General features: G+C 33.8%; 7 protein-coding genes and 1 pseudogene. 5 read left to right on the top strand and 3 right to left on the bottom strand.

Going from position 1 to position 14,425, the window contains the following annotated elements:
* Nucleotides 1–487 precede the first annotated feature (487 nt).
* Nucleotides 488–1,906: an AAA family ATPase gene (locus tag AAGD65_RS04565; RefSeq protein WP_264683266.1), complete on the top strand. Its 1,419-nt coding sequence runs from the start codon at nucleotides 488–490 to the stop codon at nucleotides 1,904–1,906.
* 120 nt (nucleotides 1,907–2,026) lie between these two features.
* On the opposite strand, the gene AAGD65_RS04560 is transcribed toward AAGD65_RS04565, so the two are convergent.
* The 3 genes from AAGD65_RS04560 to AAGD65_RS04550 form a co-directional block, all read right to left on the bottom strand.
* Complete coding sequence (locus AAGD65_RS04560) at nucleotides 2,027–2,509, bottom strand: IS630 family transposase (protein ID WP_252154099.1); 483 nt, start codon at nucleotides 2,507–2,509, stop codon at nucleotides 2,027–2,029.
* Between the two features lie 28 nt (nucleotides 2,510–2,537).
* On the bottom strand, nucleotides 2,538–2,885 hold the full coding sequence (locus AAGD65_RS04555) for a transposase (protein ID WP_264336399.1): 348 nt from the start codon (nucleotides 2,883–2,885) through the stop codon (nucleotides 2,538–2,540).
* Nucleotides 2,886–3,303: 418 nt separating this feature from the next.
* Nucleotides 3,304–4,581 carry an IS4 family transposase gene (locus AAGD65_RS04550; protein ID WP_264683173.1) on the bottom strand — a complete coding sequence of 426 codons (1,278 nt, stop codon included), beginning with the start codon at nucleotides 4,579–4,581 and terminating at the stop codon, nucleotides 3,304–3,306.
* Between the two features lie 245 nt (nucleotides 4,582–4,826).
* Here AAGD65_RS04550 and AAGD65_RS04545 point away from each other — a divergent pair, with 245 nt between their 5' ends.
* The 4 genes and pseudogenes from AAGD65_RS04545 (at nucleotide 4,827) to AAGD65_RS04530 (ending at nucleotide 14,423) form a co-directional block, all read left to right on the top strand.
* Nucleotides 4,827–6,011 (top strand): hypothetical protein, encoded by a 1,185-nt coding sequence (locus AAGD65_RS04545; protein WP_341810894.1) that lies wholly within the window; start codon nucleotides 4,827–4,829, stop codon nucleotides 6,009–6,011.
* Nucleotides 6,012–6,153: 142 nt separating this feature from the next.
* A pseudogene (locus AAGD65_RS04540) lies at nucleotides 6,154–6,775 on the top strand (IS6 family transposase).
* Between the two features lie 388 nt (nucleotides 6,776–7,163).
* On the top strand, nucleotides 7,164–9,725 hold the full coding sequence (gene clpB / locus AAGD65_RS04535; RefSeq protein ID WP_264683344.1) for an ATP-dependent chaperone ClpB: 2,562 nt from the start codon (nucleotides 7,164–7,166) through the stop codon (nucleotides 9,723–9,725).
* A gap of 27 nt (nucleotides 9,726–9,752) precedes the next feature.
* Nucleotides 9,753–14,423, top strand: a complete 4,671-nt coding sequence (locus tag AAGD65_RS04530) for an NAD-glutamate dehydrogenase (RefSeq protein WP_264683346.1) — start codon at nucleotides 9,753–9,755, stop codon at nucleotides 14,421–14,423.
* Nucleotides 14,424–14,425: the final 2 nt, after the last annotated feature.

Genomic DNA, 14,425 nt, shown 5'->3' with positions numbered 1-14,425 from the left:
TTGAGACAATTGTATTTAGTGCGGATTTAAAGTGATTACACGACTCCAGGGTACAATTATACTACCAAGACCTAAGTTACTTATGTAAGGTAGCTTAAAACTCGATTATGAGGCATTTCTAAATTATCTTTTACCTTAAACTTTTACTTACTACAAAAAGGAGCACTTTATTTTATCATGTTTTTTATTTATTGTAAAATATTTTTTCAAAAAAGTGAACAGTTTTTGTAATTTAGGTGAAACAAGAGCTGGTTATTTTAGAGATCTTATTGAAATACAACTATTTTTATCTAGAACTCTTAAGTTGGGTCTTTAGGTAATCTATATAAATAATTTGTAGATGAAGCTAAAGGAAAAAAGTTTTGCCATAAACATAAGCTACTGAGCTCGTAAACTGCTTAAAATGGAGACAAAGATCTAAATTTATTTATTTACGTCTCCAATTTTATCTAGTATAACGGAGACAAAGATTTATATTTCGTATTTTATGTCTCCATCATTTATTGGTAGGCAAACTGAGTTAAAACAACTACTGGAGCTTACAGAAAAAAATACTGCATCTTTTGTAGTAGTCAAAGGAAGGCGTCGTATAGGAAAAAGTCGTTTAATTCAAGAGTTTGGTAAGTATTTTGAACAATATTACTCCTTTATAGGTTTGCCACCAGAAAAGCATACTACAATGTCCTACCAACTTAATGAATTTTCTAGACAAGTTGCTAGACAATTTAATACATCTTTTGCTAGGTATGATGACTGGAGCGATTTACTATGGGCAGTTGGTGAACGTCTGCTATCAGGAAAAACATTATTGCTGTTTGATGAAATTTCTTGGATGGGTTCAAAAGATCCAACCTTTTTAGGAAAAATAAAGAATTTTTGGGATACGCAGCTAAAAAATAATAACAAGCTGATTTTTGTTGTTTGTGGATCAGCTTCATCCTGGATCGAGAAAAATATACTTAGTAGTACTGGTTTCGTAGGAAGAATATCGTTAACTTTAACACTCGGAGAATTATCACTTTCTGATTGCAACGAATTTTGGCCAAAAAATATTTCAGCATATGAAAAGTTCAAGGTGCTTGCAGTAACTGGCGGAATTCCAAAGTATTTAGAAGAGGTAAATTTTAAGCATAGCGCTGAAGAAAATATTAAAAGGCTTTGTTTTACAAAAGGTGGGTTTTTAGTTGAAGAATTTAATCAAATATTCTCAGATTTATTCATGCGAAAAACGGCTTTTTATAAGCAAATAGTCAGAGCTCTTTCTACTGGAGCTAAAGAACAAGAAGAAATTTGTGCTACTTTAAATATCGTAAGACATGGACGCATTTCTGAGTATCTATATGAACTTGAGCTTGCTGGTTTTATTGCAAAGGATCATACTTGGAGTATAAAAACTGGTACTGATTCACGACTCAGGAGGTACAGACTTCAAGATAATTATTTAAGGTTTTATCTAAAATATATCGAAAAAGATCTAGGGAAAATTAGTCGTGACACCTATTCTATAGGGTTCTTACCAGAGTGGTATACAATTATTGGGCTTCAATTTGAAAATTTGGTGCTGAACAATAGAAAGAGTATACATAATATCTTAGGAATTGATGGAATAATAAGCGAGAATCCATTTTTTCAGAAGAGAACGCGTAATAGTGCAGGTTGTCAAATTGATTATATGATTCAAACGAAGTTTAACACTCTCTACATTTGCGAAATCAAATTTTCAAAAGATAAAATTGGTCATTCAATAATACAAGAGGTACAAAAGAAAATAGATGCACTAAATCGTCCAAAAGGCTTTTCATGTCGTCCAGTCCTTATCCACGTTAATGATGTAAGTGATGATGTTATAGATAGTGGTTACTTTTCACACATAATTGATTTTGGAAAATTATTAAATTGTAAGTAATGGTTTTTCTGACTTAAAAATAGTGTCTTTTAGTTTTTATGTTTATTCTTAACTTATAGAGGTTGCCTATGACTGATACTTTAACTTTAAAAGAGGGAGATATTGAAACTATAGTATTTTCTAAAATGAATGATAAATTTCCATTATGGTATTACCAACCAAAAGTTGTAAGTCTGTACATTTATACATTAGAGGTCTGAGGCGGCTTTTGATGGTATGCCAACAGTGTTCTATGGGATTCAAATCTGGTGAATATGTTGGAAGATACAGCACATGACAGCCAAAAGACTCTATTAATGATTTTGTTTTAGTGGTCTTATGAAATGTAGCATTATCCATAACTATGGTTGTGCCAAGTGGCAATTTAGGTAATAACATCTTCTCCAACCATATATTGAATACCTCTTTGTCACACCCACCTTTGAAAGTCATTGGTGCAATAAATCTCATTCCAATCCACCCGGCTACTATACTGATTCTCTCTCGAGTTCTCCCTGGAATATCTGCATAAATTTTCTTTCCTCTTGGAGCACGTCCATATTCTCGGTATAACTTATTATCAACTCCTGCTTCATCTATATATAAGATGCTGGAATGGTCTATTTTTGAGATTTTATCAATAAATTGCTGCCTATCTTCTTGATTGCGCTCTTGATATAGTGTGACTTTTTTTTAAAGTAATTTTTAGCTGTTTTAGTCTATACCAAATTGAATTTATTCCAAATCCAAGATTTTGTTTCATCTCTGCCAGAGTATGATCTGGATTCTTTGTAACATATTCTTCGAGTATTTTTGGGTCTATTTTTCGAATAAAGCTACCGTTTTTAGATGGCTTTAGGCTTTCACCAGCAGCTTTCTTTTTTAACCAGCGGTACAGAGTTGCTATTCCTATCTCCATGAGCTCTGCTATCTCAACCTTTGTCTTCCCTTTTTCTATCATCAATACTGCCTTTTCCCTTAAATCCACACTATATGCCATTATAACTCAAATACTTCATTATACCTTTATCATTTACTTTAGGAAATACTATACTGCTTTTGATAATAGCAATTTTACTAGAGTATTACACGATGGAGAATGGTGGTACGTAATAACAGAAGTAATAGCTTTTCTGACAGGTAGTAAGAACCCATCTGACTATCTAAAAAAGATAAAAAGCAGAGATATAGGGCTTTCTGAAGGATGGGGACAATTTGTCACCACTGCCATTAAGTTAAGGGAAAGAGAAGTTAAGATTGGACAAAAAATTTGAAGTGATTGATAATTATGGTAAATACTAGGGTGAATTTTTAAGAAAAGGGAGTCTGAAAAGTGCAAGTTATTTAAAAAAGTAATAATTGCAGGTTATTTTGCAAAGAATGTACTAATGCAATGATACTGAAAAGATATCTTGAATTTAAAACACATGTTTTCTAGCTCTTTTCTGGTAGTTGAGTGAACGAATATCAGATATCTTATGACGATCAACTCTTCTCCCTTTTCTCACCACTAAAGTGTTCATCAAAAATAACTGTGATAGTCGATACATAATGCAGTCTATGTCTGACTCTGTAGAAAAAATATCAAAGGCTAAGTTTTTAATCGCATTAAATGAGACAGATTTATTGATGCTTTTTTTTAGTTTACTATTCTGTGAGCTCAATGTCTCTTCATCATCTTCTATCATGATACTTTCTAGATTACTGATGAAGATAGTTGACCAAAAATCCTGCTTGATAGTTTCAATACTTTTTCCTGTGAAATTCTCTAAATTTAATCTTCCCTTCAGCCTAGAAAAAAATGTTTCTACTCCCCAGCGCAAGTAATATAATCTCTCAAACTCTTCAACTGTAAAACGTTTCTCATCTAACAGAGATGTTACTAACACTTCAACTTCGCCAGAAGAAAGTATTATTTTGACTAACCTGAATTTCATCTCATCAGGTAATCCTAGCTTTCGTAGCTGTCTTGCTACTTTAATAGGTGCGGTAGACACTACCACCGTACTAGATGGGCTTTCCGGCTTAAACATAGCGTTTATTTCATTGAAAGACGAACTTGAACAGCGAATTATATAATTGATTTTCCTTCCTGTAAGCTCAGCAAGAAATCGATAAGATACGTATCCTCTATCACAGATTAACAAATCGTCTGATTTTATGGATTCAAGCATACCGATTGCTAAATCAACCTCATAGCTGTCACCTCTACTTAGCACAGATTTTATTGCAATATTATTTAGCACATCGTAGCAAACTTCAAAGGTTGCACTTGTATAGTCTTCAAATCTCTGGATTCCATTCCATACTGCTCTTGAGCTAAACTCACCTATTATTTTGTCGCTCTTTGGCAGAATCAGTATTGAAGCATCAAATGCAAGTACTCTGAAGCCATGGTGGGTTTTAAATTCCTGATCTTGGTAGTATAGGGAAACTATATCATCATTTAACTCTGAAAACGCAGTATGTTTTAGCTTCTTTCTTGCTTGAGTAAATGCACTTGCCGTAATTGTATAATCTTTTCTTGTATGCAGAACAAACTCATTAAGCATCACTTGTAATGACTTTACACTCTTTCTAAAAATCAGGAGAAATACATTAACGAAGGGCAGCTTTCTTTTTCGTGAGAAGTCTTTTGAGGATGCTCTGTGTGCGTTTATAAAGTTTAAACTCATCAATTTATTTTTTATAAACATGATTATTCTTTTTTTTACTCATGTCATTACTTCTTTTAATTTGTGAATCTTACCTGATTTTATAATACAGTTCATCACTTTTCCTTAACTTAATGGCAGTGGTACCAGCGGACACTAGAATGACAAAATCGTTATTCTGCTACGCATTATCGCCGTATGACTATAGCTATATATGAATTAAAAAAGTAGTATTCACTAGATCTTAATATTTTAGATCTATATTTTAGTAAAATATTACAATTAGTATGAATGATCCATTTAAAAGTGAGGATTATAAAAAAAATCTTGATTCTCTGATCAAAGCTATAAATCTAGGAAATCCAGAGAAACAATGTTATAAAACAGTAACAGATCTGTCTCATGCTTTAGAGGATTTTACAGATAAGGCAGAAGATGTAGCTAAGCTTGTTATACGTGATGACTTGAATAATTGTGTAAAGAAGGCAAATAAAAAGCCATTAATTTTTAGGATATTCAATAGAATATTAGGAAGAGATGTTTCGATTAGGAATATAAGTAATTTTATAAAAGATAAATTGCCTCCTTCAACTGCTAGAACAGCAATCGAATATACAGATGTTATTCAAAAAATTTCAGATTTAGAGCGAATAGAAAGAAGTCAAGATAAATATAGGTCATATGGAATAAATTTAGAAAATAGACAGCAAAAGAAAAATCTCTTATATGAGCGAGAAGATTCAGGTTATGGAGGTTCATTAAACGAAGATCCTGAGTATGAAGAAATATCAAATTATCAAGAGGAAAAAAGTAAATCTTTAACAAAAGATTTGCGTAATCTACAATCAATTAAAGAGGAGCCGATTTATGCAACAATCTCTAAAGAACATATAGAAGCAAAAAGAGAACATAGGAAGAAACAACAACTTCAATCTCTTGCACCACCAAAACCACCAAGAGTACCACCAGTACCAGAGAAAATGTTTACTGCCAATCAAAAAATTAGACAAGAACCGAAAAAAGATAAACCTGCAGTACCACCAAAGCCTAAAGATTTAGGCGAAAAAGTAAGCACAGAGCAAAAAATAGTAGTGGAAAAATCAGCTGAGAGTAACCCTATACTACCACTAAAATCTGAAAATCAAGATGGTAAAGAATCAGCAAAAAAAGCTGATGGACCAAAAGTACTAGTAGTTGCTATGAAAAAAGAAGTGACTCGCGAGAGTAGTAAAGTAAAGTCATTAAAAGAAAGATTTGAGCGAAATCAAGTAAAGAACGTGTTGCCTGCTGAAAACAAAACTACTTCAGTAACACAAACGGATATCAGTGTGAAGAGAAAACAATCTTGTTCATTTCCAGTAGGGAATAAAAAATCTTCGATCAACCATCTTGCCAGCAAAAATTTACCTTCCACGAATGTAAGTGTAAAAGAAATGGTTGCACGAATTGAAAAGAGAAAAGATGGAAGATAGTAATATTTTGGTATTTCCCTACTCATGAAAATTAGCTCTTATCATAACATTTTTACAGCCATAAGAGGAAGTTTTTCGGTTCTGTCGCATTTGTAGGGAAGTAGAAAGAAGAATGATATAATTGTCTAAAAAAAAAGCAAAGATGTTTCGTATCAATCAAAAATTGTTGCCATATTTCAAAGGATTTAGCTTTTCAGCGGATGTTATCTGTATACATGAAATGTCGATTCTCTTTGAGCTATCGAGATTTGGAAGAAATGATGAGTATAAGGGGAGCAAAATGCTACGTTACAAAGGTGGGTTATCACGACTGATAGATGAGGCAGTAAGGAAAAGAAAGAAGCAGGTTGGTAGTAGTTGGAGAGACTTACATTAAATTAAACGGTAAATGGGTTTATTTATATACTGTAGACTTGTGTGTTAGTAGAGACAAGTCTGCAGCACTTGCATTCTTTCGTAAAGCCTTCAGGAGTAACTATCTTCCTGAGAAAATTGTAATTGATAAAAGCGGCAGTAATACTGCTGCTCTTGATGATTTGAATGCAGAAATTTCTGAAGATTACAGTTCTTCAAATAAAATATCTAAATAATATTGTTGATAGATTTATCAAAAAACTAATAAAGCCAATGCTTGGGTTTAAAAGCTTCCATTTCGCAAAGATTACCATCACAGGCATAGAAAATATTCGTATGATTCAAAAAAGACAAATTATTAAAATAATGTTTCTACTTTTGAGAATTTTGCTATGTTAATGGCTTCATAACTCCTATAATCCCACCTTTTTTCCTATGGTTTATAGATGCGACAGAACCTAAAATATACCCTGTATTCCAGGTTTGATTATGTCTGGAACAAGCCTAACGCCATTCTTTATTTCTTGTACTATAGAAATTGTTGTTAAGTTCTTTATGTTAAAATCATTGATATCCATTGCTCTTTTATAAAAAAAATCAAGCTATATGCTTTATATCTTAACATTAATTTAGTTTTAAAACAAATTAATATTTTAATATAAGTTTTCTCTTTTGTAGAGAATCTGCTTTTTCTTTTTTTGTATGAACTTAGAAAATTTTTATTGATAAATGACTTTAAGTTTAAAATTGAGAAAGTAGTTGTTATATATACCAGCAAGTATGAGTTAAATTTGTATTATGGACTTGAATAAATTTACCGAAAAAGCAAAAAGCCTAATCCAGAGCGCTCAAATGAAAGCATTGGGAGCTGGGCATCAGATTTTTATGCCTGAACATTTACTTAAAGTAATGCTTGAAGATGAGTCAGGTTTAGTTCAGGATTTGATAGGCGCTTGTGGTGGAAATGTTCAGAATATTTCTGATGCTGTGAGTAGTGCAATTAAAAAGTTTCCAGTGGTTGGAGGACCAGGTAGTGGTGGGCTTCAGCTTTCAAGAGAGGTAGCAAAAGTTTTTGATGATTCAATTGGTATTGCGAGGAGAAATAAAGACACATTTGTTACTGTTGAGCGGTTACTGCAGGGCCTTGCTGCACAAAAAGATGAGATTGTAGGTAAAATTTTAGCAGAAGGTGGTGTAACACCGCAAAAATTAAATTCAGTTATTGCAGAAATGAGAAAAGGTGGCAGTGCAGACTCTCCAAATAGCGAGGAAAAATTAAATGCGGCAAAGAGGTATACAAAAGATATTACAGAGCTTGCTATGCAAGGTAAGCTTGATCCTGTAATTGGTCGTGATGAGGAAATCAGAAGAACTATGCAGGTATCGTTGAGGCGAACAAAAAATAATCCAGTACTGATAGGTGAACCTGGTGTTGGAAAAACTGCAATAGTTGAAGGTTTAGCAAACAGAATTGTTGCAAATGATGTACCACTTGGTTTGCGTGATGCAAAAGTTTTAGCTTTGGATCTTGGTGCATTAATTGCTGGAACAAAATTTAGAGGGGAGTTTGAAGAGAGACTAAAAGCAGTGATTAATGAGATTTCAAAAGCAGAGGGAAAAGTTATTTTGTTTATAGATGAGCTTCATACTTTAGTGGGAGCAGGAGCGACAAGTGGTGCGATGGATGCTTCAAATTTGCTCAAGCCTGCTCTTGCGCGTGGAGAAATTCGCTGTATAGGGGCTACAACTTTGGATGAGTATCGTCAACATATAGAGAAAGACCCTGCGCTTGCAAGGCGTTTTCAGCCTGTGTTTATTTCTCAACCGACTGAGACTGATACTATTTCAATACTGAGGGGTTTGAAGGAGAGGTATGAGGTGCACCATGGTATTAGAATCACAGATGGTGCAATAATCGCTGCTGCAACGCTTTCTAATAGATATATAACAGATAGGTTTTTACCTGATAAAGCGATCGATTTAATTGATGAAGCAGCAAGTAGGGTTAGAATTGAAATGGACAGCAAGCCTGAGGTTGTTGATGAGCTTGAAAGAAAGATTATACAGCTGAAAATTGAGTCAGAGGCTTTGAAAAAAGAAAGTGATGAAAACTCTAAGCAACGTTTAAAAAAGATAAATGAGGAAATTGAGAGTCTAAACAGTAAATTTGCTGACTTAAGCAGTAAATGGCAGATGGAAAAGAATAAGATAGCTAAAATACAAGAAACAGCTGAAAAATTGGATAACTCGAGAAAAGAGTTGGAACTGGCTCAGCGTAATGGAAATTTAGGAAGGGCAGGGGAGTTGATGTATGGTGTGATTCCTCAACTTGAAAATGAGTTAAAAAATCAGGAAAAAGTTACTGATAGTTTCCTAAAGAAAGAAGTTACTGAGAGTGATATTGCAAATATTGTTTCAAAATGGACAGGCATTCCAGTTGATAACATGATGCATAGTGAAAAGGAAAAGCTCCTTAACATGGAAAATGAAATAGGAAAAAGAGTAATAGGGCAGAGAGATGCAATTGAAGCGATAAGTAATGCAGTAAGGCGCTCCCGTTCTGGTGTTCAGGATACTAATCGACCTTTTGGTTCATTTTTATTCTTAGGTCCAACCGGAGTTGGAAAAACAGAGTTAGCAAAATCTCTTGCCGAATTTTTGTTTGATGATCAATCAGCACTTCTACGCTTTGATATGTCAGAGTATATGGAAAAACACTCCGTTTCAAAGTTAATTGGTGCGCCTCCAGGATATGTTGGTTATGAACAAGGTGGCAGATTAACCGAAGCAGTAAGGAGAAGACCATATCAGGTAATTTTGTTTGATGAGATAGAAAAGGCAAATCCAGATATATTTAATATACTACTGCAGATTTTGGATGAAGGTAGACTAACCGATAGCCATGGCAAATTAATTGATTTTCGTAATACCATACTAATTTTAACTTCTAACCTTGGAGCTGAGATGATGCTAAGAGGAGCTACCGAATCTGTGAAAGATGAGGTGATGAAAATAGTTAAGTCAGCATTTCGTCCAGAATTTTTAAATAGACTGGATGAAATTATTATATTCCACAGCTTAACCAAAGATGACATTGATAAAATTATAGATGTTCAATTCTCTTATTTACAAAAGATGCTTTCTAAGCGTAAACTGAGTATTAGTTTATCGCAAGAAGCTAAAGAACTAATAGCACAAACTGGATATGACCCTGAATATGGAGCGCGGCCTCTGAAAAGGGTAATACAAGAATGCATTCAAAATAATCTAGCTAAGTTAGTTTTATCGGGGGAAATAGTAGAAGGAGATGAGCTAATAGTGTATACTTCTGGTAACGAAATCTTAGTTAAAAAGATCTAGATTCGCTGTGTATTTTTGTTTTGAAAAATGTGTATAAATCATAATGTTAATGTTGAGTCTTTATTTAAGCTAGTTGATCAAGGGAATAAAAAAGAGAAAGAAAAAATTAAAGAGTTTATACAGTACTTTTATAATTTTGTTTATAATAGTGACCTAAAAGTCAACGATAAATTTCTTTTATACATTGCAGAAGATGCATACAACTTCATTCTTAAAAAAGAAAAAGAAGAAAGTAAATTGGCAGTAAGTAATGTAAATGATATTTCAGGAATAGAAGGCAATTTCACTATAATTAAAATCACAAATTATGACATGCCCTTTTTAGTGGATTCTGTCATTTCCACTATTAAGTCAAACGGTTTAACTATATGCTATTATAGTAACAGCATAATTAATGTTCAAAGAAAAAATAGCCTAATAGATAAAATTCATCTTTTGGAAGAAAGTAATGGAATCAAAGAGTCAGTAATATATGTAATTATTAAAGGCATAAGCGGTAGCTTTGTTGATACACTAGAAGAATCTCTACGAAAGACGCTAAAAGCAGTTAACTGCGTTGTAAAGGACTGGCAATTGATGCTCAAGAAGCTTCTTGAGTATCCGGCATTGGATGCTGGAGGCAGAGATTTTCTAGCTTGGTTGAAAAATAACAATTTTGTATTTTTAGGTTATCAAGAATACATTACTAATAAAGAAGGGAAGCTTGCTCTAAGTGGTAAGGAGAGCCTCGGGTTAATGAGAGCAAGTGAAGAGTACCAAAATTCATCAATTTCTTCTGAAAGCTTGAATTCTTTATACATACTAAGATCAGACCTAATCTCAATAGTTCATCGGCGTACCTATATGAATTGTATAGGAGTGAAAGAATTTAATGATCAGGGTGATGTAATAAGGGAACAGCATTTTTTTGGGCTATTTACTTCTATAGCAGAAGTGCAAGATATTCGAACTATTCCGGTAATAAAGGATAAGGTTACAACAATAGAAAAAAAGGCAGGATTTGTTCCTGGTGGCCATAACAATAAAGCTTTAATTTCCATTTTACAGGCATTTTCTTGTGACGAATTATTCCAATCAAATGAAGACGAGTTATTTGAAATTTGCACCTCGATCATGTCTCTTGCGATTAGACCAAGAGTCAAATTATTTTTGAGAAAGGTAGGGAACTTTATTAGTTGCATAGTATTGATACCGATGCGTTATGCTAGTGCAAGACTAATGTTTAAGATACGCGATATATTGAAAGATGAAACGAATGCAGAAAGTTCAGATATTTACAACAACCACATCATCAATGAATATGATTTGATGAAATTACACGTGGTGCTAAGAACCAAAAGCTCTAGCGTTTTTGATGATGAAGTTTTGCGTATCGAAAACAAATTAGGAAACATTACAGAAAAGTGGGAAGATCGTTTTATAGACAATTTATATAATACTTTTAGCACTGTTGAGGATATATTTATCCGCTATTGCAAGGCATTTCCGATAAGTTATCAAGAGAATTTTGAACCTCATGATGCGTATTATGATATGAAAAAATTGGAGATAGTGAGAAAGAAAAAAGTCAGCGAAGTTGATTTGAGGCTTACTCGTGACAATCTCAACTATCAATTGAAGGTTTACACTCCAAGCAACGGAGGCCTTGAATTGTCAAAGATATTAAAGGTTACTAAGAATTTAGGAGCTAAGATTCTATCTCATAATGGTTATTATATAGAAATCAACGGTGGAATATGGATACATCATTTTGTGTTGTCAAGAGTCGATGAATTAATAGACAACATTACTTTAAAAGAGCAGTTTGAGATAACACTTGTCAAAGTGTTCAGCAAGGAAATAAAAAATGACTATTTTAACAGTTTGATCATTATTGCTGGGCTCGAGTGGAAGGAAGTGCTTCTGATTAGATCGCTAAGCGCCTACCTAAAGCAGACATCATTTAACTATAACCCAGAATATATACAAAAAATAGTATCAGAATATCCAAAAGTAGTAAAGTATTTAATAGAATTGTTTCATGCAAGACTTGATCCTGAAATAGATATCGACAGGGTAGAAACTACTAGCATTTTGACAGAAAAAATCGAGGAGCTTCTAAAGGAAATCAGCAATGCTTCACATGATTATGTTTTACGTTCGATATTTAATTTGATGATGGCCATTTTGAGGACCAGTTATTATCAGGATGATAAACCTTACTTATCTATAAAATTTGATTCAAGTAAGATAAATGATTTACCTGATCCGCGTCCATATCGTGAATTGTATGTTTATTCAAACCTTTTTGAAGGAATACATCTAAGAGGAGGGAAATTGGCCCGTGGCGGCTTGAGATGGTCAGATAGGACGGAAGATTTTCGCACTGAAGTTTTGGGCCTCATGAAAGCCCAGATGACAAAAAATGCAGTTATTGTACCTGTTGGTGCAAAAGGTGGGTTTGTAATAAAGCCAGTTTATAAAGACAAAAACACTTTAAGAGAGAAAGGTGTTGAATGCTACAAGAATTTCATTAGAGGAATGCTTGATATTACTGATAATGTAGTTGATGGCAAAATAATTCCACCAGAGAATGTAATTAGGTATGACGAAGATGATCCATATTTGGTAGTTGCGGCAGATAAAGGCACTGCTTCATTTTCTGATTATGCTAACCAAATAGCTTATGAATGTAATTTTTGGCTTGGAGATGCATTTGCATCTGGTGGATCAGCAGGTTATGACCACAAAAAAATGGGTATTACAGCAAGAGGTGCATGGATTGCAGCAGAGCGGCATTTTTGGAGAATGAATAAGGATATTTACCAAGATGCAACTGTTATTGGAATTGGAGATATGGCTGGCGATCTGTTTGGAAACGGTATGCTGCTTTCAAAAAATATGCGCTTGATTGGTGCATTTAACCATATGCATATTTTTGTTGATCCAAACCCTGACGCAGAAAAAAGTTTCGCAGAGCGTAAACGCCTCTTTGAATTACCGTTTTCCACTTGGATGGATTACAATAAAGATTTGATTTCTTATGGTGGTGGGGTATTTGAGCGTAGCAGCAAGCAAGTAGACATTTCTCAAGAAATGAAAAAGTGCTTTGATATAGTGGAAGATATCTTATCTCCAAATGATTTGATTCGGTATCTGCTCAAGGCAAAAGTGGACTTCATATGGAATGGAGGAATTGGCACATTTGTTAAGGCAAAGAGTGAAAGCCATGGCATGGTTGGTGACAAAGCAAACGATGAGTTAAGAGTGAATGGTGAGGATATTAGAGCTTCTATGTTTATAGAGGGTGGCAATCTTGGTTGCACGCAGCTTGGAAGGGTAGAGTATGCTAAGAGAGGTGGGTACATCAATGCAGATTTTGTTGATAATTCAGCAGGAGTAATATGTTCCGATCTTGAAGTTAACATCAAGATTGCTTTTGTTGCAATTATGAAAGAAGGGGGAATTTCCTTGGAAAAAAGGAATGAAATACTGGCTAGCATGATAGATGAAGTTGCATCTAAGGTACTTGAAAACCATAACAGGATTGAAACAAAAGCATTGCTTCTTGAGTGCTTGCAAGCTAAAGAAAAGTTGGAGCAGCACCATAAATTATTACTCAGTTTAGAGAAATTTTGGCTGCTAAACCGAGATGTAGAATTTCTTCCAGCTGAAGAAGAGGTAGCAAGAATGTTAACTGATGGAGAAGGTTTCTGTTCTCCTCAGCTTTCTGTTCTGATGTCTTATGCAAGAACAGCAATAAAAAATGAAGTTATACACTCTGAGCTACCTGAAAAAGATTTTTTGTGCCGTGATTACTTACTAAATTACTTTCCACAAAGGATGGTAACAGAGTTCAAGGATTCCATATTGAAACACCAACTTTGTAGGGAAATTATTTCTACTTGCATTACAAACGATGTAGTAAATAGGATGGGCTGTATATTTATTAATAATTTGGTTGAGAGTACTGGAATTAAAGTACATGAAGCAGTTAACATATATATCGTTGTTAATCACCTATATAATTTAAGTAGCCTTTGGCAGAAAATTGATGAATTGGATGGAAAAATTGATGTTGATTCATATTTGCAAGTAGTGAGAAGTGTGCAAAAATTTATTGGTAGGGTATCATTTTGGTTAGTAAAAAATCTTGGTAAGCTTAATCTTGTAGAACTAGATGGTGTTACAAAATTTAGGGGTGCAATTGAAACTTTAGGCCATGATATTTTAGATGAGCACCTATTAGAGGTCTATAATCATGGATTAGCTTCTTTGTTAGAGCTTAACATAAATAAAGATCTAGCAAAAAGGGTTGCTGATCTACGTATTCTTATTTATGCGCTGGACGTTATATCTGTTGCTGAGCAGACATCTTTGTCCATCCTTGAGGCTGGTAGAATATACTTTGAATTAAAGTCGCTGCTAAGATTTGATATGATTAGAACAGTTGCTGGCAAGATGAAAAGCCATTCTTCCTATTGGGATCGCAGCTTAATTAATGATTTATTAGATGATTTAAGCAATTATCAACATAAGCTAGCTGTTAAAGTTATAAAAGCTACTGATAATCATGTAGACAAGGTTCAAACTTGGGCTATTAATGATAAGGATTATATAGAGCGCTACAATAGCTTTTTAGATGAGATGGTCGCTTATAAACTTGATTTAAGTAAATTAATACTCATAATCAGAAGAGTTAAAATACTTGCTTCATAGGA

It is taken from the genome of Wolbachia endosymbiont (group B) of Chesias legatella (assembly GCF_964026945.1).
In the GTDB taxonomy this organism is placed as follows: Bacteria; Pseudomonadota; Alphaproteobacteria; order Rickettsiales; family Anaplasmataceae; genus Wolbachia.
This window is presented reverse-complemented; position numbering and strand designations above follow the sequence as displayed.